Annotated in this window: 23 protein-coding genes; 10 read left to right on the top strand and 13 right to left on the bottom strand. The window is 37.6% G+C overall.

The features are described 5' to 3' along the window. Positions 1-12: 12 nt before the first annotated feature. Complete coding sequence (crcB, locus tag BV906_RS07060; protein ID WP_087972722.1) at positions 13-390, top strand: fluoride efflux transporter CrcB; 378 nt, start codon at positions 13-15, stop codon at positions 388-390. Next, on the top strand, positions 387-752 hold the full coding sequence (gene crcB, locus BV906_RS07055; RefSeq protein ID WP_087972721.1) for a fluoride efflux transporter CrcB: 366 nt from the start codon (positions 387-389) through the stop codon (positions 750-752). Before crcB (BV906_RS07060) ends, crcB (BV906_RS07055) begins: the two co-directional genes overlap by 4 nt. A gap of 61 nt (positions 753-813) precedes the next feature. On the opposite strand, the gene BV906_RS07050 is transcribed toward crcB (BV906_RS07055), so the two are convergent. Further along, on the bottom strand, positions 814-1,737 hold the full coding sequence (locus tag BV906_RS07050) for a ketopantoate reductase family protein (RefSeq protein WP_087972720.1): 924 nt from the start codon (positions 1,735-1,737) through the stop codon (positions 814-816). 236 nt (positions 1,738-1,973) lie between these two features. On the opposite strand from BV906_RS07050, the gene BV906_RS07045 reads away from it, so the two are divergent. Further along, positions 1,974-3,455: an alkaline phosphatase family protein gene (locus tag BV906_RS07045; RefSeq protein WP_087972719.1), complete on the top strand. Its 1,482-nt coding sequence runs from the start codon at positions 1,974-1,976 to the stop codon at positions 3,453-3,455. 115 nt (positions 3,456-3,570) lie between these two features. Here BV906_RS07045 and BV906_RS07040 read toward each other — a convergent pair whose 3' ends face one another. The 3 genes from BV906_RS07040 to BV906_RS07030 all read right to left on the bottom strand — a co-directional run bounded on the left by BV906_RS07040 (position 3,571) and on the right by BV906_RS07030 (position 5,953). Then, the gene (locus BV906_RS07040; RefSeq protein WP_087972718.1) at positions 3,571-4,248 is read right to left on the bottom strand and encodes a 3D domain-containing protein; all 678 of its coding nucleotides are present in this window, start codon (positions 4,246-4,248) and stop codon (positions 3,571-3,573) included. Between the two features lie 59 nt (positions 4,249-4,307). Continuing rightward, entirely contained in the window at positions 4,308-4,619 is a 312-nt protein-coding gene (locus BV906_RS07035) for a YuiB family protein (protein WP_087972717.1), read from the bottom strand. Positions 4,620-4,738: 119 nt separating this feature from the next. Continuing rightward, the gene (locus tag BV906_RS07030; protein ID WP_087972716.1) at positions 4,739-5,953 is read right to left on the bottom strand and encodes an NAD(P)/FAD-dependent oxidoreductase; all 1,215 of its coding nucleotides are present in this window, start codon (positions 5,951-5,953) and stop codon (positions 4,739-4,741) included. Positions 5,954-6,254: 301 nt separating this feature from the next. On the opposite strand from BV906_RS07030, the gene BV906_RS07025 reads away from it, so the two are divergent. Further along, positions 6,255-7,241 carry an NAD(P)/FAD-dependent oxidoreductase gene (locus tag BV906_RS07025; RefSeq protein ID WP_087972715.1) on the top strand — a complete coding sequence of 329 codons (987 nt, stop codon included), beginning with the start codon at positions 6,255-6,257 and terminating at the stop codon, positions 7,239-7,241. Positions 7,242-7,633: 392 nt separating this feature from the next. Here BV906_RS07025 and BV906_RS07020 read toward each other — a convergent pair whose 3' ends face one another. Beyond that, entirely contained in the window at positions 7,634-7,990 is a 357-nt protein-coding gene (locus BV906_RS07020; protein ID WP_087972714.1) for a HesB/IscA family protein, read from the bottom strand. Positions 7,991-8,478: 488 nt separating this feature from the next. Continuing rightward, positions 8,479-8,823 carry a YuzD family protein gene (locus tag BV906_RS07015; RefSeq protein WP_087972713.1) on the bottom strand — a complete coding sequence of 115 codons (345 nt, stop codon included), beginning with the start codon at positions 8,821-8,823 and terminating at the stop codon, positions 8,479-8,481. 156 nt (positions 8,824-8,979) lie between these two features. Between BV906_RS07015 and BV906_RS07010 the strand changes: the two genes are divergently transcribed. After that, positions 8,980-9,210: a NifU family protein gene (locus BV906_RS07010; protein ID WP_425435176.1), complete on the top strand. Its 231-nt coding sequence runs from the start codon at positions 8,980-8,982 to the stop codon at positions 9,208-9,210. Positions 9,211-9,334: 124 nt separating this feature from the next. On the opposite strand, the gene BV906_RS07005 is transcribed toward BV906_RS07010, so the two are convergent. Then, positions 9,335-10,309 carry a protein kinase family protein gene (locus BV906_RS07005; protein WP_087972711.1) on the bottom strand — a complete coding sequence of 325 codons (975 nt, stop codon included), beginning with the start codon at positions 10,307-10,309 and terminating at the stop codon, positions 9,335-9,337. A gap of 255 nt (positions 10,310-10,564) precedes the next feature. Here BV906_RS07005 and BV906_RS07000 point away from each other — a divergent pair, with 255 nt between their 5' ends. Continuing rightward, positions 10,565-11,080, top strand: coding sequence for a phosphatidylglycerophosphatase A family protein (locus BV906_RS07000; RefSeq protein ID WP_087972710.1), 516 nt, complete (start codon positions 10,565-10,567; stop codon positions 11,078-11,080). Positions 11,081-11,216: 136 nt separating this feature from the next. Here BV906_RS07000 and BV906_RS06995 read toward each other — a convergent pair whose 3' ends face one another. Further along, entirely contained in the window at positions 11,217-11,987 is a 771-nt protein-coding gene (locus BV906_RS06995; RefSeq protein ID WP_087972709.1) for a TIGR01457 family HAD-type hydrolase, read from the bottom strand. 78 nt (positions 11,988-12,065) lie between these two features. After that, the gene (locus tag BV906_RS06990; protein WP_087972708.1) at positions 12,066-12,503 is read right to left on the bottom strand and encodes a DUF86 domain-containing protein; all 438 of its coding nucleotides are present in this window, start codon (positions 12,501-12,503) and stop codon (positions 12,066-12,068) included. A 108-nt stretch (positions 12,504-12,611) separates the two neighbouring features. On the opposite strand from BV906_RS06990, the gene BV906_RS06985 reads away from it, so the two are divergent. Together BV906_RS06985 and BV906_RS06980 are read left to right on the top strand one after the other, a co-directional pair. Then, a complete protein-coding gene (locus BV906_RS06985) occupies positions 12,612-14,033 on the top strand; it encodes an amidase (RefSeq protein WP_087972707.1) in 1,422 nt (473 codons plus the stop codon). Positions 14,034-14,256: 223 nt separating this feature from the next. Continuing rightward, complete coding sequence (locus tag BV906_RS06980; RefSeq protein ID WP_087972706.1) at positions 14,257-14,514, top strand: hypothetical protein; 258 nt, start codon at positions 14,257-14,259, stop codon at positions 14,512-14,514. Positions 14,515-14,582: 68 nt separating this feature from the next. On the opposite strand, the gene BV906_RS06975 is transcribed toward BV906_RS06980, so the two are convergent. Beyond that, entirely contained in the window at positions 14,583-14,858 is a 276-nt protein-coding gene (locus BV906_RS06975) for a YutD family protein (protein ID WP_087972705.1), read from the bottom strand. Positions 14,859-15,273: 415 nt separating this feature from the next. Here BV906_RS06975 and BV906_RS06970 point away from each other — a divergent pair, with 415 nt between their 5' ends. Together BV906_RS06970 and BV906_RS06965 are read left to right on the top strand one after the other, a co-directional pair. Beyond that, positions 15,274-15,849: a YhcN/YlaJ family sporulation lipoprotein gene (locus tag BV906_RS06970; RefSeq protein ID WP_087972704.1), complete on the top strand. Its 576-nt coding sequence runs from the start codon at positions 15,274-15,276 to the stop codon at positions 15,847-15,849. Between the two features lie 70 nt (positions 15,850-15,919). Further along, complete coding sequence (locus BV906_RS06965; RefSeq protein WP_245843964.1) at positions 15,920-16,858, top strand: M23 family metallopeptidase; 939 nt, start codon at positions 15,920-15,922, stop codon at positions 16,856-16,858. A gap of 39 nt (positions 16,859-16,897) precedes the next feature. Here BV906_RS06965 and BV906_RS19150 read toward each other — a convergent pair whose 3' ends face one another. The 3 genes from BV906_RS19150 to BV906_RS06955 all read right to left on the bottom strand — a co-directional run bounded on the left by BV906_RS19150 (position 16,898) and on the right by BV906_RS06955 (position 20,404). After that, positions 16,898-17,005 carry a methionine/alanine import family NSS transporter small subunit gene (locus tag BV906_RS19150; RefSeq protein WP_140321970.1) on the bottom strand — a complete coding sequence of 36 codons (108 nt, stop codon included), beginning with the start codon at positions 17,003-17,005 and terminating at the stop codon, positions 16,898-16,900. Further along, positions 17,005-18,543, bottom strand: coding sequence for a sodium-dependent transporter (locus BV906_RS06960; protein ID WP_087972702.1), 1,539 nt, complete (start codon positions 18,541-18,543; stop codon positions 17,005-17,007). Before BV906_RS06960 ends, BV906_RS19150 begins: the two co-directional genes overlap by 1 nt. Positions 18,544-18,844: 301 nt before the next feature. Next, positions 18,845-20,404 (bottom strand): Na+/H+ antiporter NhaC family protein, encoded by a 1,560-nt coding sequence (locus BV906_RS06955; protein WP_087972701.1) that lies wholly within the window; start codon positions 20,402-20,404, stop codon positions 18,845-18,847. Positions 20,405-20,500: the final 96 nt, after the last annotated feature.

Raw genomic sequence — 20,500 nt, 5'->3', positions numbered from 1 at the left:
AAAGGTGATTAAATGAATACATTATTCGTTATGATTGGTGGTTTTTTCGGGGCAATTTCCAGGTATGCTTTAGGGGAATGGGTCTATACAAACAATGGTTTTCCTTTAGGTACCCTACTAATAAACTTCATTGGCTGCTTTCTTTTAGGGTGGTTTCTTACATTCGTAGGTCAAAAGAACAATATAAGCACGAACACTACCTTGTTCATTGGAACAGGCTTTATTGGTTCATTTACAACCTTTTCAACCTTTTCAGCGGAGACGATTGCCTTATTGCAACAAGGTCTTTTTATGTTGGGACTGCTCTATGTTTTGGCTTCTATAATATTAGGACTATTATTATCTTATTTAGGTTATAAATTAGCATTAAAAGAAGGCGATGTTACGTGATTTGGATAATAGGATTAGGTGGTGCATTAGGCGCTGGAGCAAGGTATCTATTGGGAAACATGATTAATAGAGGAATACATATGCTGCACCCATTTCCAGTCGGCACTTGGATTATTAATATCACAGGTTCATTTTTGCTTGGAATAATCGCTCATTTTTATCTTACGAACCAAATTAGTGATTGGTTATGGTATTTTAGCGGTGTTGGTTTTTGCGGAGCATACACAACCTTTTCAACCTTTGGCAACGAAACTATAAACCTCATACTAACAAAAAAGATAAAGCTAGCTGCAATTTATGTTTTAACCTCAATACTTATAGGCTTTATTTCTGCAGCGATCGGGTTGGTTATTTTGAAATGAACGAACTAAATCGTTTCTCCAAGTATTCGTTTGAAAGGAGGTATGAAACCTCCCTTCCAAACTAAGGTCTGCCATTTTCATAAGGTTTCAAAATTCCATACAATGTTTCAATAACTGGAACAGTCACACCATGTTTGGCGGCCATTCTTAATGCTCCCCCATGTAAATGCTCCACTTCTATAGGTAGACCTTTTCTCATATCCTGATGCATGGAAGATGTTGCTTCACCGGAAAAGCCTCTTAGCCTATTTACCATTCCTTCTACTTCTTGTTCGGTTAAAACAATCCCTTCTTTCTCAGCAAGCATACTCATTTCATAGATTACGTTTCCAGCAGTAGCAAACGATGCTTCTGTATTCGCGATAAAACCTGCTGGCAACTGCATTGCTGAAGTAATTCCAGAAAAGGCCGTAATGAATATGTATTTTTTCCACATATGTTTTAAAATAGCTTCTTCTCTTAAAATTTTTGTCTTGACATGCTGATTCATCGCTTCCAATTGCTTACATACTTCTATTTGGTCGTTATGCAGTGCACCAAATTTGATCGCACTGCTGCCACTTGAATGTACGATATGCCCCTGCTCATTTAACGTTGCAATGATAGAAGCAAAACCTCCCAACACTTTTTCTTCCCCAATAGCTTGCTGTAGTATTTCCAAATGTTCCACACCATTTAATAATGGCAGCACAAATGCATCAGTCTGTTCTACAATCGCTTGAATTTGCGGTATAACTTGGTCAAGATGATAACCCTTTACTGCGAGTATCACCAAATCGATGTTTTTAATTTCCTCAAGTCTAGTGAAAACCATTACATTTTTACTTTCAAACATTCCTTCAGGGCTAGTTATTTTCAAGCCCTCTTTTGTTAAACTGGCAGCCCGCTTTTCTCTCACAAAAAATGAAACATCATAACCAGCCTCTAATATCCTACCACCGAAATAGCCTCCCAGTGCTCCTGCACCTTGTACTAAAATATTCATTATAAAGTTACTCCACCCTTTTAGCTTTTTTATTTAGGTTATCATGAAAAAATATAAATTCCCATTTTTTAAATGAATTGTTGAAATTATATTTAATATACGATAAGTCTTAATATCCATAATCTCCCTCTTTCTGTTCGCCAAGTAATAACTACGAGTAGAAAGTAGCCGTATATTAAAAGCTAAAAGTCAAACAATAACTACAAACCAATAGCTAGTAGTGAGGATGAAACTATATGAAGAAAAATCCACAAACGATAAAACCAATAATCTTACTAAATATCGATTCTTTAATGTCTGAGCCGTTGGAAGTAGCTGTTCAAACCGGACGTGCTCCTGCACTTGAATTTCTGATGGAGAATGGGACTTATATTCCTAATATGGTTAGTTCATTTCCAACAATGTCGGTAACGATCGATAGCAGTCTTTTAACAGGTACATATGCTGACATGCACCATGTTCCAGGGTTAACTTGGTTCGATGACTCCAGAAAAGAAATTATTAACTATGGGACAGGTTTTCGTGAAACATTTCGATTAGGTATCCGCAGATCCGTCCATAATATGCTTTATCGACTAAATAATGAGCATTTAAGCAGTAAGGTTTCGACGATTTATGAGGATTTAGCTGAGATGGGCCTCCCTTCTGCTTCGATTAATTCGTTTGTCTATCGTGGAAATACACCAAGAAAGTTACGTGTTCCTCGACTGCTCAGCACTTTGACCCGCTTTGAAAATGGCGAGTGGACAACGAAAACACCACCCATCATGTCTTTAGGAATTTTTTCCAAACTAAGGCAACATGGATTCACACCGCAAATAGCTGCTGGAAATTATAAATATACCGCTCGGGAGCTTAAGTATTTAATTCGTAAAAATAACCTTCCAGCGTTTACATTCTGCATCTTCCAAGATTTAGACAGTCGTATCCATTTTAAAGGACCGATGGATATAAAGGGCATTGCCAAGATTGACAAGCAAATTCAAAAAATGTTGAATATGTATTCCAGCTGGGAGGAAGCACTAAATCGAAATGTATGGATGGTGATGGGCGATAATGGTCATTCTCCAACAGGGGCCAATTATAAGAAATTTATTATTGACTTGCGTAAAATACTAAAAAAATATCGCATAGCCCGAATCGAACGTCCTGTACATAAAAAGGACCAGCTTGTACTATGTGTAAACCAGCGCATGGCCTATATTTATGTACTGGATAAAAATATTCCACTATCTGCTATTGTTGAACAAGTTAAAAATGATCAACGGATCGATATCATTGCCTGGAAGGAAGAAAATTATATCCAAATCAAGTCAGGTATGAGAGAAGGTTCATTACGTTATTTTCCAACAGGTGATTATAAGGATGTATATAACCAAACATGGGGAATTGAAGGAAATCCCAATCTTCTAGATTTACATATGACAAATAATAAACAATTGTCCTATGGGGATTATCCAGATGCATTAGCTAGAATTTATAGTGCCCTGCATTCCCATTCAGGCCGTTTCATTGTAGTTAATGCTAAACCTGGCTGTGATTTCAAATCTCAATCGAACCCATTCCACCTAAGTGGTGCAGCACATGGTTCATTACACAAACAGGAAACGCTGGTACCGTTAGTAATAGCTGGAACCACCGAAAAAATTAAATTTCCACGACTCGTCGATATGAAAGAATTAATACTTCGACTATGCTCACAAGCAATTAACAAATAAGAACAGCAGCTATACTTAAATTAGCATGAAGTCAGAGGAACCTGGGAATAGGTTTCTTGTCCCAAAGAAGCAAAACAAAAAGCAAGAGAACCTTCAAGTTCCCTTGCTTTTCATATTAACTCTCATTCATTTGTTGTCTAAATACCTGCATGGATTCTTCTTCATTTAGTTGGATGAGTTGCTCTTCACTCAGTTTCCCATCACCCATTTCAATGACATATACTTCCACTTCTTTTTTACCCCACTCGGAATAAACATCGTCAACAGTGTTGTAAAATAAATCGACTTTATTTCCTGTAATTGCACTACCCTTATCGGCAACAACACCATATCCATAATCTGGTATATACAGGATTGTCCCAATCGGATAAACATCTAAATCTGCTGCAATAGTAGAATACAAGTCTCGCTTCACCTTAACACCCGAGAAAGTAATCCCATATTCAGGATGATTAGGTGTTTTTCCCGTCGACTCAATTCCAGCGGTGTAGCCTGTAGCCAAAACCATTTCAACTGGATATTGTTCAAAATCAATTGCTTCTTCAATTGTCTCGGGAGTATCAATCTCATCGCTTGAGATTTGCCTTTGATTTGCTGGTAAAACATTTAACCCTTTATCTTTTAATGCAATATGTCTGTACACTGCAGCTTGTGGAGTATACGGCTGGGCATTTGCCGGCTCAACAAGGTCTTCACTCCAACTGACATTTGCAATGGATGTTACTGCCTGCCAAAACAGTACCATAATCAGCGGAACCATCACTAAATGCCAAATATTTCTTTTGTTTTTCATGATAACACCTCTTGGATGTTATCATTTCCAATCTATTAAAATTTTATTCAAAAAAATTACTAAAACATCTGATATCCACTCTTACGCAAGAATTTTATAACCCATCCGGAAACAATGGTACCAATAAATCCCGACCCTAAAATAACGATATCCATTACTGCCAAACTAGTTACTTCAGAAGATAACGTGGCCATTGCTTCTCCCGTATTTGTAAAATAACTCCATGTGGAAATATTATCTATGATCATAATCACAATAAACGGATAGATAAATGACATGAGCCAAGTCCTTCTTAAAAGCATATTCAAAATAAAAGCTATCCCGAAAAATATAACAAAATATAACAGAATGGATACGATTAATTGTATCAATGAATAATCTCCCCTCACCTTTACTAACTATGTAAGCATACAAAAGCCATTTTATAATAAATTAAAGAAAAAGCAAAGGCTATACGCTCGGGGCCTTTGCTTTATTGCCTTAAATATTATCAATAAAAGAAGTTAAATTTCCCTTTTTTCATGAGGAGACTTAATCCACCTAATTTTAACAGGTAGCGGTTATCGCTCATTTTTTTCATACACGAAGCTTTCCAGCCAAATAATTTACGTCCAAATACTTCAGCAATCGCGTCATTATTACCAAGCGAAGTAATTGTCCCTTGCAGGTTTGGTGTGAAGCTATCCATTTCTTCTTGGTGGATGCTTGCCTTCACATTATTTGCCACTGTTTCTGCCTGCTGGATCGCAATTTGGGCAGTTGGAGGATAAGCTCGACCAGTTTCTTGGTTTTTAATCAATGCACAATCACCAATAACGAAAACATCCTCAAAATCAGGTGTACGCATGTCACATCGCACTTCTACTTTGCCACCATTCGTTTCAAAACCAGACTTTTCCACAATGGAGTTCGCGCGTACTCCCGCTGCCCAAATCGTTGTCATTGTTGGAAGCTCACATAACTTACCATCTTTTTCGTAAACAATACTATCTTTCTTGCATTCTCTCAACAGTGCTCCATTAATAAATTCCACACCACGAGACTCCAAGGAATTCATTGCATATTCCACGAGTTGCTCATCAAAACCAGGTAAGACAGTAGCGGCACCTTCCATGATTATGATACGCACTTGTGCTTTTTCAATATCGTATTCTTCACAAAGTTGTGGAATGCGATTTGCCAATTCTCCAGCAAATTCAATTCCAGTAAATCCCCCACCACCAATGACAATGTTTAGACGGGCATTTTTTTTCTCTAATTCATTATGATAACTAGCGAAATTAAAGTCGAGGTGTTCCCTTAATAATCGGGCATTATTAATATTTCCAATCGTAAATGCATGTTCCTTTATTCCAGGTATACCAAATGTAGCTGTTTCAAAACCCAATCCTATTATAAGGGTATCATAATGGATGGCCCCATTTTGCAATTTAACCGCTTTTTCCTCCGGCTTAATGCATTTGACTTCATCTAAAACGATTTTGACTTTGTTTGAGTCAATGACATCTTTAATTTTAATTTTAGTTCGGTCATGATGAAGTGTTCCAGCTGCATTCTCATGCAACCATGTGGTTTGGTAATGATAATCATTTTTATTTATTAGTGTGATTTCAGCTTCGTTTGGATGCAAATTTTTTTGCAATTTTGCTGCTGTCATCATACCACCATATCCAGCACCCAAAATCACTATATGTTTTTTGTTCATTATATTTCACTACTCCAATTATCTTAGTTGTTTAATATTTGATAAATTTCACTAAAATGCAAACCATTGAAATAACTATGAATCAATGAAAAAGTTACAAAAATAAAATCTCTTTGTAATCTTTTTGTAACAATACCTTTTATATACTAGCCTTTTTCATTATAAATTTCAACCCTAATTATAGATTTTAATGCTTTTTCTCTTCCTTGGATCTTCTCTGAAGATTATATGTACGCATGCTTGAACAGTTTATGGTACGATATAACTGGCAGAAATTAATAGTTAGAAATGAGGGTTTACTATGTCTGAAAAAGTATTTGATATTACAATTATCGGAGCGGGGCCAGCTGGATTATTTACAGCTTTCTATGGTGGAATGCGCCAGGCTAGTGTAAAAATAATCGAGAGTCTTCCACATACTGGTGGACAGCTAACAGCCCTTTATCCGGAAAAATATATATATGATGTAGCGGGATTCCCAAATGTTCGTGCACAGGAACTAGTAGATAAACTCGAGGAGCAAGCTAGTATGTTTGATCCTGAGATTGTTCTTGGACAAGCGGTCGACACACTAGAACGACTGGAAGACAATTCGTTCAAAATGACCTCCACTACCGGTGAAGTTCATTATACGAAGACCATTATTATTACTGCAGGAAACGGCGCATTCCAACCACGCCGTTTAAACATCGGTAATAGCGAAAGTTTTGAAGGAAATAACTTGCATTATTATGTTAAAGACATGAATCAATTTAAAGATAGGAACGTTGTACTTCTGGGCGGTGGAGACTCTGCAGTTGACTGGGCACTTATGCTTGAAAAGGTTGCAAAGAATGTGAAACTTATCCATCGTCGCGATCAATTTCGTGCACATGAACATAGTGTAGAACAGTTGATGAATTCTTCGGTAGAGGTGCTTACACCATTTGCGCCATCAGACATTGTCACGTCAGATAAAATTGATAAAATTGTTTTTGAAGAAGTAAAAGGTGAAAGAAAGATGGAACTTGAAGTCGATGATGTCATCTGTAATTATGGATTCATCTCAAGCCTTGGACCAATAAAAGATTGGGACCTTAACATCGAGAAAAATAGTATTGTCGTAAATACGAAAATGGAAACGAATATTCCAGGAATCTATGCTGCAGGAGATATTTGCACATATGAAGGTAAAGTAAAGCTAATTGTAACCGGCTTTGGCGAAGGTCCAACAGCAGTCAATAACGCGAAAAACTATATCGATCCAAAAGCACGTATTCAGCCAAAACATTCAACAGCAATGTTTTAAGGAGCCAAAGCTTAAAGCTAGGTTTAGCGCTTGTAGACTGCGCCCCACACGATGTGGTGTGGTTCAACGTTGGGACTGTGATTACTCGCCCCATCAAAACACCTGCCACGTGATGTGGCGGTTTTGTTGAACTTCCATAACAACTTTTGAAGATCAAGGAAAACTCTTTGGGAACGTAGTGAATCGATGTTGACTTATCTGACGGAGGTGAAGGAAGTCTATCAGTCGTTGGGCGCTGGAGCTGGACGTGGCTTACCCTTACTAAAAACTTCATAAAGAACTTAATGCTTATGCTTTTTTATTTTTAAAACCTGCCAGCAAATAATATTGCTGGCAGGTTTTTTGTTCTGTTGAGTTAGAAAAGAAGCGTTCGTGTTGCGCTTCGGTTCATCTTAACAGTCTCCTGGGCTTCCTACTTTATCCTTCGTACGGAAAGATGATCCACACCCACAGGATACGATTGCGTTCGGGTTATCGATACTAAACCCTCCGCCCATCATATTTTGTTTAAAATCAATTGTTGTTCCTTCTATAATGGGAACATCCTGATTGAATAAAACTACAGGAATTCCGTCTATATCTTCTACGACATCTAATTCTTGATTTACTTCATAATCAAATCCCATTGAATAAGATAATCCGCTGCAACCGCCGCCTTTGATACCAAAGCGGAAATGTACGTCAGCCGATTCTTCCTTCATCATTTCTTTGATTTGGGCACTGGCATTCTCAGTAATATTAATGACCATTTTACGGACCTCCTCATTTAACTTATCTTAAGTATACAAATACAACTGCCGTTATTCAACCATTTAATTTTAATTTGGTCTCTATTGAAAGGATAAATATTTTTTAACCTTCGTAGCATTTTATCTAAACTGCGAAGTAACTGCTGGTTGATTTCTATCAGTAAGTAGCAACTTCGGCGACCGCACTGGGAAACATTACTTCACGCACCTTAGGGCGGCTGGTGAGCCAACTTGCGCTATAGCGCTATGTTGTCTTACCTATGCCTTTCCTCCGGGCTGGAGTCTACGTATATTTCCCAGAGCTGGTGTAAACAATTAACTGCTTAGTTCTCTTCGGGGCTGAGGCCGTACCCTAAGGTGCGCATCCGCCCAGAGCGATCCCGGACGGCGGGAAAAGCACATAATAAAAGAATTCTACTAGCAGTTACTTCGCAATTTATCTCGACTACGAGGCAGATAACAACAATCTATGCGAAACAGCCAAATTTTTATTCCTGAATTCTATATGCCTGCAACTGAATACCATATTTATCCAATGATTGATAGATCGTCTTCAGACGCGGGATCCCTTCTGCGACCATTTCATCATTAACAAAGACAATCGGGTAAAATAAGTCTTCTTCCATTATCCGCTTCACAAACTGTTGATGCTTTTCCTCTTCTTGTGGTTGATTGATATCAATATATTCATATGCAATTGGGTCATCGATATATTTCCTTCCAATTGCAGCCTGGAGCCATTCATATGTATCTTTTGACCCTGGCGCCCCAACACAACTGGCACAAATTTGCTCCGCTCCATAAATGGTAATCGTAACTTTCTTTGTTCCCATTTAACCCCCACCTTTCGTTTTTTCTTAAATGTAGATACTTTCATTTTACAAAATGTTCATATAAAGGTAAAATATAATTAACTGGATACTTAATATAATTCTAAAGATAGATTTTTTGGCATGAACAATTTATAATGGGAGTATGGAAAGGAGTAGATGGATATGCAAGAACAAGTACAAGAAGTATTGAATAAATTACGTCCATTCTTACTGCGTGACGGTGGAGATGTCGAGTTAATCGATGTGGATGATGAAGGTATTGTTCTCCTTCGCCTTATGGGTGCATGTGGCAATTGCCCAAGTTCCACAATTACATTAAAAGCAGGAATCGAGCGCGCACTTATGGCAGAAGTTCCTGGTGTTAAAGAAATCGAACAAGTCTTTTAAAGACATCTTTTATATTAGAAGGCAGACAATCCATTTTGTCTGCCTTTTTTCTCTTCTTACCTAACATTTGTTATTGCATCAATTCCATTTATAATATCATTATTATCCTGTCCGTCTTTCCTCTTTATAACCAGTGTATCACAGGGATCTCCCATTTTTCAGCATCCACCCCTACCATTTCATAAAAGTCCCGGAGCTGTTTTTCATAGGCTGTCTGGATTTTAATCATCCTTCTTAATTCGATTTCCTTCTGTGGCTTTGTAAATCCCTGTTCTATAAAATCAAAGAGTTGGATAGGAAAGAGTAAACGTGCATAAACTAATCGCCAACCGAAGATAGAAAGCGGTGATACCGTCTGATAATCATTTAAAAAATTTATAATCTTTTTTGGGCTGTCATTTTTTAAAAAGGAAGAACGTATATATTCAGCAATGTCTCTTGTAGGATGATCATAGGCTAGTTGATCCGTCCAAACTATGGACTGTTCCATAAACTGATCGAATCTAATAAATGTTGTTGTCCCTTGGTCGGTATCTAAAATGCGTTTTTCTCGCTCGCTTTCCTGAAGATATTGAATCGCATTTTCACTTATACCAATTAAATATGGCAGAAAGTCCATCAAAGTCCGGTAATAGTCTGAAGGTGTCTCCCTTGCCTGATCCTCGATTACCTCCTCAAAGGTTGTTAATTTTTCAATCCATAGTTCTTTCCATTTGCCATAGCTTGATATGGCTTTAGGCTCATAACTAAATTTTCCACCGACCTGATGCAGTTCCGCTAATTGGCGGCCGATTGGTTTATCGTTAAGACGACTTTCATTCCTTTCTTCTTTCATATGCAAAACCATCCAAGAATCATCTTTATAGGGTGTGTACCATTCACCATTCAAATTTGGGATTGGTATTGCAAGCATTTCTACTGAATTATCTCTTAAATAATAGGATAGGACAGCTTGTTCCATTAGAATTGTTTCCCTGTTCTTACCAGAAATGGTAACATAGATATTATCACCCTGCCTGTATCCTTCTTTTACACCTAGAAATACTTTATCGTCCGACTGGATACGGTAATGGATATTCAACATTTCTTCCAATGGCAATGCAATCTCTCCTTTTTATTTTTTTAAAAGGGTGCCGAATTGGGTCTTGAAAAATGTGGCTGCGTAGCTTTGGACACCTAGGAATCTTTCCCTAACATGGAACGAAATTAAAACTTTAATAAGTAAGTAGCCAAAAAGCAAGACAACGAAGAGATTTGCCGCTTATCATATGGTACTTTTTGAACTTCCCCTTTTAATAAGAGTGTATGAACGAATGGAAGATATCTTAACTACAAAAAATGAAAAGGTGATCTAATGGCGAAATATACTACAAAAAGTGAACTCGAGGTAAAGGCAAGAAAATTACTGACACAACGTGGGGTAGAATTAAATGATATTGCCGAATTGGTCTATTATTTACAATCCAACTATCATAAAAATTTATCGATGGATGAATGTCTGCATAATGTTGACCGAGTACTTACAAAAAGAGAGGTTCAAAATGCAATTCTCACAGGAATTCAGCTCGATGTTCTTGCAGAGCAAAAGAAACTCGATCAACCGTTGCAGAAAACAATCGAAATCGATGAAGGCCTATATGGAATCGACGAAGTTATCGCATTATCAATTGTGAATGTGTATGGCTCTATAGGAATGACTAATTTCGGATATATTGACAAACAAAAACCAGGAATTCTAAAAAAGCTAAACGATAAATCCAGCGGTGAAATCCACACCTTCCTTGATGATATTGTCGGCGCGATCGCTGCTGCAGCATCCAGCAGATTAGCACATAGTGATGCAGATGATTTGGACGATGTCGATGTGTAAGTAGCTTGTTTCCATTATTAGTACTACAGAAAAAATTATTTAAAAAATATTTATGCATAATTAGTAACTTTCCGTCATAGCAAAATTAAAGACCGTGTACATTATTGTACACGGCCTTTTCCATTTTGTAGGATGCCTATATAAGTTCTATCCAATCATTCAGATTATGTACATGGTATGTAGGCTGGATATCTACATTTGCCAATTCTTCAAATGGCGTCACTCCTGTAAATACCATTAATGTATCGATACTTGCATTGATTCCAGCCTTAATATCTGTATTATAATTATCGCCTACCATTAACGTTTCCTCTTTTGTCAAACCTAGTAAAGTTAAAGCTTCTTCCATTATGATTGCTTCCGGTTTACCGATAAATGTTGGCTGTTGCTCGGTACTGACTGCAACAACCGAAGTTAATGCACCATTTCCTGGTAGGAGACCACGTTCGGTTGGAATGGCAATATCACTGTTGGTAGATATAAATGCAGCACCATTTCGTACGGCAATACACGCCTTTGTAAATTTTTCATATGTCACTTGTCGATCAATTCCCATGACAACAAAGTCACAGTCCACATCTGTCATTACCATGCCACTTGCTTCTAAAGCATGATGCAGTCCGTCTTCACCAATACAAAAGCAGCGGGCTTGCTCTTTCTGTGACCGAATATAGTTTGCGGTTGCGAGACTTGTTGTAACAATCTGATTTGGCTCCGCTTTTATTCCCATTGAATTCAATTTATTGGAAACATCTTCCTGTGTTTTGGATGAATTATTGGTAACGAATAAATAAGGAATACCTCTCCGAGACAGTTCGTCAACAAAATCAGCTGCACCATTGATTGATTCCGTTCCTCGATACATTGTTCCATCCAAGTCAATTAAATAACCTTTATACTTTTTCATTCCGACACTTCTTTCGATAGAAAACTTTTTTCAGGAGTTACCAGCTTTTCCTTTTTAACTTTAGCCTGTTTTATCTACTCATTCATTTGAAAAAGCGTTAGCTACTCCAAGTTCATTCTTTAAATAGATACGAATATTGCTGCTGAACTGGTTTAATACCCTTTCATGTTTTTCCATCGTCTGAAGCAATGCAGCATGATCAATATTTGTATAGTCATTAACTAGCATTTTCCGAAGACCAATGAATGACTTGTAGGCCGGTTCTTCTTCAGTTGGCAATACTTTTTCATCAATTAAAATATCAATTATATCTTCATAACTTCCCGGATCTCTCATAATAAACCCATCAATCATCATATTTCCTACATCAAGCATAGACTCAATCAATACATGAACCATCCGTTCCAAACTTAATTTTTCCATCAAGCTACTGAATGACTGCTTCTTAACTTCACTAAGAATGCCTTCCATATATGAGAGCGTTCGCTCAATTTTACTTCGATCTACGAAATACATACATATTACCCCCATTAACTGTCTATAATTTATCATATCATATTTTTTTAGGTATATAAGCTGCAACATGATATATTTAAAATAACGAAAATATAATGAGGGAAAAATATGGAAGAAAGACAGATAATCAATATGGATGCAACGACGATTGCGAATGCCATTCAGAAACGAGAAATAACCAGTACCGATGCCGTTCAGGCTTATATCAAACATATCTCCGAACAGAATCCCACAATCAATGCTCTTGTAGAAGATCGTTTCGAGATGGCTCTCAAAGAAGCACATGATATGGATGCATTAATCGATAGAAATGAAATAATAGGCCCGTTGCATGGTGTTCCAATTAGTATTAAAGAATCTTTACAAGTGGCAGAGATGAAAACTACCGGCGGGCTTGAACATCGACAGGATTTAATATCCAAGGAAGATGCAGAGGTTATTACCCAATTAAAAAATGCTGGTGCCATTATATTAGGTAAAACGAATACTCCTGCATTAAGTTTTTGCCAAGAAACAGAAAACAAATTATATGGTAGAACAAATAACCCATGGGATATTAACCGAACTGCAGGAGGTTCCAGTGGTGGTGAAGGCGCACTCCTTGCTGTAGGTGGATCTGCTGTTGGCATTGGCTCAGATATCGGTGGTTCGATTCGTTTTCCTGCTCACTTTAATGGTGTAATCGGCTTCAAACCCGGAATGAACCAAGTTTCAAACCATGGCCATTACCCACTAGTAGTACATCCACTACAGGAGCGAATGATGACAATCGGACCGATGGGTAAAACTGTCCGTGATATGAAATTATTATTTCAAATACTTACAGGATCATCACTGGATGCTAAACCATTACATCGATTTAGAATTGAAATACTACCAGGAAACATGGATTATCCCTTATCACAAACCACAAAGGAAATTCTTGATGAGCTTAATCTTCTTCTGGGAAAGACGTACTCAACGAAACGGGCAATTCCACCCTATTTTGAAAACAGTTCATTAATTTGGCAGGAAATAATGTCCATTGAGGGTAGCAAATTAATCGAATTAGAAGCTTACAACAATGATCGATCAAATGTATATACCTCTTTTTTCAAAGAAAAACTAACCCAGCGGACAAAGGTACATCCCTACCTTTCATGGGCGATTTTGGGATCAAAGATGTTTCGTCCGTCGTTAAAGCGAATACGTGAGATTGAGGAAACACTGGAACAAGGGGATGAATTACTGGCGACTTACCTAAAAAATCGGTTATTGATTTTCCCTGTATATCATACTGGCGCACTCCCACATGGCCGAGTATTTAAAGAGATATTCTCCATCCGAAAAACATTTTTACAGTTTATGCCATATGTAGCATATGCGAATGTATGGGGCCTGCCTTCATTAACGGTTCCTGTAGGTGTCGATGAGAACAATATGCCAATCAGTGTTCAAATCATGAGCGCAACAGGTAATGAGGATGCACTATTTCGTTTAGGAAGACTTCTTGAGAAGAAATTTAGGGGTTATATACGATGTGAAAGATAAAGCAAACTAAGCAGCCACCCTTCAAAATGAAATGCTTCAGCATGAAGGGGCTCACCAGCCGCCCTAGGATGCGCGCATTGTATTTCCCAGAGCGGTTGCCGAAGTTTCTACATACTGATAAAAAACCAGCAGTTAAGAGCCTTAATTTATAATAATCCTTACATTTGCACACATACTATAGTGAATGCATCCTCCCCTTGCAAAGAATAGGTGGTGATTTCAATTGAAGGATTATCGCGAGAAAGAGTTTTCGGATTTTTCGAATGTGGAAAAACAAAGAAATCAGTTGATACCAGAAGAATTTCCTGAAGGTGCATATGGTTCAGAAATGAATCAGGATGAAAAGGTTACAGGAAAGTCTGAACCATGGACAGAGGGACAATATCGTGACAGTGCATATGTCTTTCCCGATAGAGCTCAGCATGAAGGCTTACCAAGGCAAGCCGATGGTGCCCACCCAACCCATGATGGGAAAGAATAATTAAAGAATTATGACCAAAACAGAAGGCGACTGCTGGTAAAACTGCAGTCGCCTTTCGAATTATATGTCTACTTCGGTAATTTTTTCAGTACAAAATAAGCACAACCAAAATTACAGTACTCCAGCAGGTAATCGTCTAATGTACCTATTTTTGAATCAATTGCTGCTTTCGCATTTCTATCTTTATAAAACCCTTTTAATCGGAGCTGATCATAGCCCCAATCCCCTACAATATAATCGTACTTCGCTAATATTTCAGAATATCGGGCTTTTAATGCTTCTTCCTGAAATCCATCTTTAATATCCTCTATAATCTCATAATTCTTTCCATTCAGTTCGACCAAGAAACTCACCCCACTTAAAGTGCGTGTTCAAAAAGGACGATGAAAAGGACCAAGCAGTTCGAAGCGGCATGGCTTCCACAGGATGTGGTGACTTCTACGTTGTCCACAAATGTTTTCGGCGGGACGAGTAACCGGAGTCCCAGGACGTGGACGGTTTTAGTAGAAGATCCCTGAATATTTTAGCGCGAGCAAACGATCTTGCACGCAGGAAAAATGTTTTTCTTTTCCAAGGAGCGAAAAGGAAAGCCAACGAAGAAATGCGATGTGTCATTTTCACCCGATTTTTTGAACGACCTCTTAAACTGATTCTAGTTTACCATACGAACCAATATAGAAACCACAAATATTTTACATGCATTAATTCCTGACTTTTAAAGAAACTATAGATATCTGATAATATGTTAGGAGGGAAAACATGAGATCATTATTTATTGCAGCTATTATTGGTATTGTATTTATCGCTGGATGTAATACCAATGATAATACAATGACTGAAAGAGAACAGATTGTAGACGAGTTGGATCCATCCAGAAATTATGAAGCACCTGCCGGGGACAATACGAACTCTCAAATCGGCTATGTCCGCTATACAAAGGAACAGTTTGAAAATGATACTGTAAACAGGAATAAGACATTCTCGATTGACCGCAATGAAATGGCTGATATGATTACTCGCATTATTTTACAGAATAATGGCTTTAATGAAGTTGCTACACTGGTTACAGATCGTGAGGTCCTCATTGCATATGACAGAAATGAAGGAACATCTGAAAGTTCAGCAGCAGATATTGCCAAACGAACAGCAATGTCAATTATGCCAAGCTATTTCGACATTCATGTCTCTGATAATGAAACACTAATACATGACATTCAAAGTCTGCACAATTCTTCAACTGGAAATCGCAATTACGATAACACCATAAACCTGATTATTAAAGAAATGAAAAAGTCTTCACAAGGAAAGGATAATGAGGAAATAAGGAACAATTAAGCTTTGCAAATTCATTCATATTGGAGGTGAGAAAATGTCCTTTCGGGTTATCTTAATATGCTTAAGTATAATGTTTTTTCTATTACAGTCATATGATGTTCATGCAGAAAAGGACGACGAGGAAAATATTTATGACGAGCGTATGGCTCTATTTAAGAAGACAGAAGCATTAACACAGATTCCATGGTACTATTTAGCAGCAATTGATAATTACGAGCGTAATATTAAGAATAGTGACGAACCCGAGCAAATCATCTCCATCGAAATTCAGCCAGAAAAATGGTTTGGTCTAGGTAATAGTTCCTCACTGAAAGAAATCACTCTCATCGATACATTCAACGGGAAAGGAAAAGATGGGAATGGAGATGGAATTGCAGATCCAGATAACGAAGAAGATGTTCTCTATACAATGGCAATGATTCTTCTTGAATATGGACCTTCAAAAGATGATATTCGAATTGCACTTTGGAACCATTACAATCGTGACTTAACGGTACAAACCATTATGAATACATCAAAAGTATTCCAAACGTTTCAGGATATTCATTTAACGGACAGAGACTTTCCAGTGGCCACAAACCATAATTACAGTTACCGGAATACATGGGGTGACAAACGCGGATTCGGAGGAAATCGAATTCACGAAGGAACAGATATCTTTGCAAATTATGGAGTTCCCGTTCATTCGACCACGTACGGTGTTATTGAAATGATGGGCTGGAATCTTTATGGTGGTTGGCGAGTTGGAATACGTGATATTTTCAATATATATCATTATTATGCACATATGAGTGGTTTTAGCGACGATTTAAAAGTTGGCCAAGTTGTGAAACCTGGGGATGTCCTAGGAAGTGTCGGGTCTACAGGCTATGGACCTCCTGGCACATCCGGGAAATTCCCTCCCCATCTTCATTATGGAATGTATAAAGATAATGGATATAGTGAATGGTCGTTCGATCCCTATCCATATTTGATTAAATGGGAACGAATGGCAAAGGATAAAAATTAAAAATGAGAGCCTCCAAAAAATGGAAGGCTCTTTTTTCTTTTATTTTGCGTCTTTTGTTTTTCGAATCGCATTCCAAATACTAGTTCCAAGTCCTCCCCATATAATTACAATTCCAAAGATCATGACAATAATAGCCCCAACACTCATTATTTTGCCTCCCCCGTCTTTTCTATTTCTTCTTCAACAGCTTCAGTCGTTTTCCATTTCGTAAACGACATTAATATTCCGACTAATAGTGCTGCTGCCGCAACTGCCCATCCACCAAACATAATAAAGGTGTTGGAATAACCTTCATAGTTACCATTATCTGTCGCAAATTCTTTTAGAAGGTTTTGTTTAAACAGTCCAAACATCATATAACCCAATACAATTGGTGTAACTACACTTAAACATATCGTCCACCATGACCCGAGTCGAATATCCGAAATTTCATTTGCATATGACTGAAGTCCTTTTAATTCACGCAAGAACCAGGCAATCATGACAACTTCTACTAATCCGATCAAAGCAACTCCAAATTGGTTAATGAAATAGTCTGCAGCATCAAGGAAATACAGTCCACCCTGTGTTGCATAGAGTAATGAAATAACCGCTGCCAAACCGCCACCAAATAAAACTGCTTTTGCTCTGGAAATTTTAAATTTATCTACAAGTCCTGCAACATATGTCTCCGTAATTGACATTAACGAAGTCAATCCTGCTAAAACCAATGAAGCAAAGAAAAGGAAACCAAAGAATTCGTTAAGGACAGGGAATTCATTAATAATCGCTGGGAATACGACGAAAGCTAAACCAACACCACCAGCAACTACTTCATCTACCCCCACACCAGCAGCTGTTGCCATAAATCCTAAAATAGCGAAGACACCGATACCTGCCAGCAATTCAAAACTGGAGTTACCAAAACCTACAATAAAAGCGTTATTTGTGATATCAGACTTCTTCGGCAAGTAACTTGAATACGTAATCATAATCGCAAAGGCAATCGACAAACTAAAGAATATCTGTCCATATGCTGCTACCCAGACATCCGGGTCAGCTATCCTACTGAAATCTGGTGCAAAGAACGCCTCTAAGCCAGTAATTGCTCCTGGCAATGTTAATGCATAAATAACAATGATAAGAAAAATAATTACTAATGCTGGAATGAAAATTCTATTTGCAAGTTCAATTCCCTTTTTAACACCTTTAAATAAAATACCTAAAACGACAATCCAAACAATGATTAATGGAATTAAGACCCCGGGTACCAAGCTTCCCGTCTGTCCTGGATCAACAGTTAAATTTAAATAATCGCCGAATAGGAACCCTTCTGTATCTGACCCCCAGCCTAGATTAAAGGAGAAAATAGAATATGATATTGCCCAGGCAATGATAACAGAGTAGTAAGTGGATATGACAAATGCCACTAAAACTCCCCACCAGCCTACCCATTCTGTTTTCTTATTCATTCTTCTAAACGTTAAAGGAGCTGAACCACGATACTTATGTCCCATCGTAAATTCCATAATAAGTATCGGAATGCCGGCAGTTAGAAGTGCAAACAGGTATGGAATAAAAAAGGCTCCTCCCCCATTTTCATAGGCAACCGCCGGAAAGCGCCAAATATTACCTAGTCCAACTGCAGATCCAACTGCAGCCAAAATAAAACCAGCTCTTGTTCCCCATTGCGAACGATTTTCCATGTATTGACCTCCCCTTTTTGCAGTTAAGAAAGTATCAATACTTTCTTACTGCATAAGTGTAACTAAGGTCGTCACTTAAAAACTTAGTGACACCTTAGTTTTCTAACCTTTCTACTTCCAATCTTATGCAATACAGTAAAAAGTAATGTTTTAAATTTTCTTTCTTTTCTAACATTTATGCTTGTATTATAACAACGCTTTTCGCCTATGTCAATTTACTTTTTAAATATTCTATTAATTGTTCTGCTCAGAACCTAAAAATAATCCTTCATCAGAATGATGAAAGATTATTTTAGAAAGATTATGCTTTTTTCATTTTTGACTTATTAACAGAATGAATGGTAATACCTATAATTAGTACGATTCCAAGTGTAATTAGTAATGGTATGAATACCATATTCGTAATACCTACTAACAAATAGCCTATGGTAGCTGCTCCAGCAACAATAAAGGCATATGGTAATTGTGTTACCACATGATCAATATGGTTTGCTCCTGCACCTGTTGACGAAAGAATTGTTGTATCTGAAATAGGTGTACAATGATCCCCAAAAACAGACCCAGCTAGTACTGCAGCTAATGTTGGGAGAAGCATATCAATATCAGAGATGACTGCAACTTCAACTGCAATTGGTAACATAATACCAAATGTGCCCCATGACGTACCAGTTGCCACCGCCATTATTCCTGCGATGATAAAGAACAGAACTGGCAGCATGGACGGACTAATCGAAGCATCACTAACTAGTTTTGCCAAGTATGTTCCTGTTTCAAGAGCCCCTATAATGGAACCAATCATCCATGCCAATAACAGAATATAAATGGCTGGCAGCATCGTTTTGATACCTTCGATGAAAATCTTCCCTACATTTACTTTTGGTGCACTCAGCCCAAAGTGGAATAATAACGATGTTAAAACAGCAGCAACCCCTCCAATAAATAAGGAAAGATTAACATTTGTATTAGCAAATATCGTTAATATAGTAATCGTACCTTCAGATGCATTAGCTCCTGTAACAATCATGGACAGAACCGTGCCAACTACCAATACAATAATTGGCAGGATTAAGTAAATAATCTTCCCTGATTTATGTGGCTCAAACGTACCACTTAAATCTCCGGGTACCTTATCCTGTTCTGGATTCAGTAGTGCTCCTGTTTCAATCGCACGTATTTCATGTGTCCTCATTGGTCCAATATCGATTTTTAAATAGGCCACTAAGAACACAAGTAATATGGAAGAAAGCGCGTATAAGTTTAGCGGAATCATTTGGATAAAAGCTGTTAATGGTTGGATATCCGTAATTCCATTTACAGTAAATAGACCACCAAGGATACCAATAATATAAGCTCCCCAGCTTGAGATAGGAGAAATAACTGTTATTGGAGCTGAAGTAGAATCGATAAAATAAGCAAGTTTTGCACGAGAAATTTTATGACGATCTGTTAATGGTCTCGCAATTTGACCAACAGCTAGACTATTAAAGTAATCATCGATAAATATAATGATTCCTAAAACACCTGTCATCGCTTGTGCCCCTGTACGAGTTTTTATCCGTTTCATCATCCATTCTCCAAACGCCCTGCTTCCACCAGACGCTTGCAGAAATGCTGTCATCATACCTAATAATAATAAAAAGCTTAATAATAGCAGGTTTCCTGTATTTAAAGACCCTTCGGAAACAAAAATTCCAACAAAGACTGCCCAGATTTCCGTTAATGAATCTATAATATTAAAATCATGAATCATGAGTGCTCCAACGACAATCCCTGCACCTAATGATAGTAATACTTTTCTTGTTAATATGACTAGCAATAGCATGAGTATAGCCGGAATAATTGAAAAAATGGTTCCTTCCATTATGTTACCTCCAATAGTAGTATTCTTGATTGTGCAAGAAGATGAACATAGTGATTACGAAATGGCTAGTTTACGAGTATGCATTATTAATTTTGC

The organism is Oceanobacillus rekensis (assembly GCF_002153375.1).
Taxonomy (GTDB): domain Bacteria; phylum Bacillota; class Bacilli; order Bacillales; family Amphibacillaceae; genus Oceanobacillus; species Oceanobacillus rekensis.
The sequence above is the reverse complement of the archived record's forward strand: the minus strand, read 5'-3'. Positions and strand labels throughout refer to the sequence as shown.

Excerpts from the sequence above, each read along its gene's own strand:
- crcB (WP_087972722.1), top strand. The coding sequence starts at position 13 with ATGAATACATTATTCGTTATGATTGGTGGTTTTTTCGGGGCAATTTCC.
- BV906_RS07050 (WP_087972720.1), bottom strand. The coding sequence starts at position 1,737 with ATGAATATTTTAGTACAAGGTGCAGGAGCACTGGGAGGCTATTTCGGT.
- BV906_RS07045 (WP_087972719.1), top strand. The coding sequence starts at position 1,974 with ATGAAGAAAAATCCACAAACGATAAAACCAATAATCTTACTAAATATC.
- BV906_RS07040 (WP_087972718.1), bottom strand. The coding sequence starts at position 4,248 with ATGAAAAACAAAAGAAATATTTGGCATTTAGTGATGGTTCCGCTGATT.
- BV906_RS07030 (WP_087972716.1), bottom strand. The coding sequence starts at position 5,953 with ATGAACAAAAAACATATAGTGATTTTGGGTGCTGGATATGGTGGTATG.
- BV906_RS07025 (WP_087972715.1), top strand. The coding sequence starts at position 6,255 with ATGTCTGAAAAAGTATTTGATATTACAATTATCGGAGCGGGGCCAGCT.
- BV906_RS07020 (WP_087972714.1), bottom strand. The coding sequence starts at position 7,990 with ATGGTCATTAATATTACTGAGAATGCCAGTGCCCAAATCAAAGAAATG.
- BV906_RS07015 (WP_087972713.1), bottom strand. The coding sequence starts at position 8,823 with ATGGGAACAAAGAAAGTTACGATTACCATTTATGGAGCGGAGCAAATT.
- BV906_RS07010 (WP_425435176.1), top strand. The coding sequence starts at position 8,980 with ATGGATATGCAAGAACAAGTACAAGAAGTATTGAATAAATTACGTCCA.
- BV906_RS07000 (WP_087972710.1), top strand. The coding sequence starts at position 10,565 with ATGGCGAAATATACTACAAAAAGTGAACTCGAGGTAAAGGCAAGAAAA.
- BV906_RS06995 (WP_087972709.1), bottom strand. The coding sequence starts at position 11,987 with ATGAAAAAGTATAAAGGTTATTTAATTGACTTGGATGGAACAATGTAT.
- BV906_RS06990 (WP_087972708.1), bottom strand. The coding sequence starts at position 12,503 with ATGTATTTCGTAGATCGAAGTAAAATTGAGCGAACGCTCTCATATATG.
- BV906_RS06985 (WP_087972707.1), top strand. The coding sequence starts at position 12,612 with ATGGAAGAAAGACAGATAATCAATATGGATGCAACGACGATTGCGAAT.
- BV906_RS06970 (WP_087972704.1), top strand. The coding sequence starts at position 15,274 with ATGAGATCATTATTTATTGCAGCTATTATTGGTATTGTATTTATCGCT.
- BV906_RS06965 (WP_245843964.1), top strand. The coding sequence starts at position 15,920 with ATGTTTTTTCTATTACAGTCATATGATGTTCATGCAGAAAAGGACGAC.
- BV906_RS19150 (WP_140321970.1), bottom strand. The coding sequence starts at position 17,005 with ATGAGTGTTGGGGCTATTATTGTCATGATCTTTGGAATTGTAATTATA.
- BV906_RS06960 (WP_087972702.1), bottom strand. The coding sequence starts at position 18,543 with ATGGAAAATCGTTCGCAATGGGGAACAAGAGCTGGTTTTATTTTGGCT.
- BV906_RS06955 (WP_087972701.1), bottom strand. The coding sequence starts at position 20,404 with ATGGAAGGAACCATTTTTTCAATTATTCCGGCTATACTCATGCTATTG.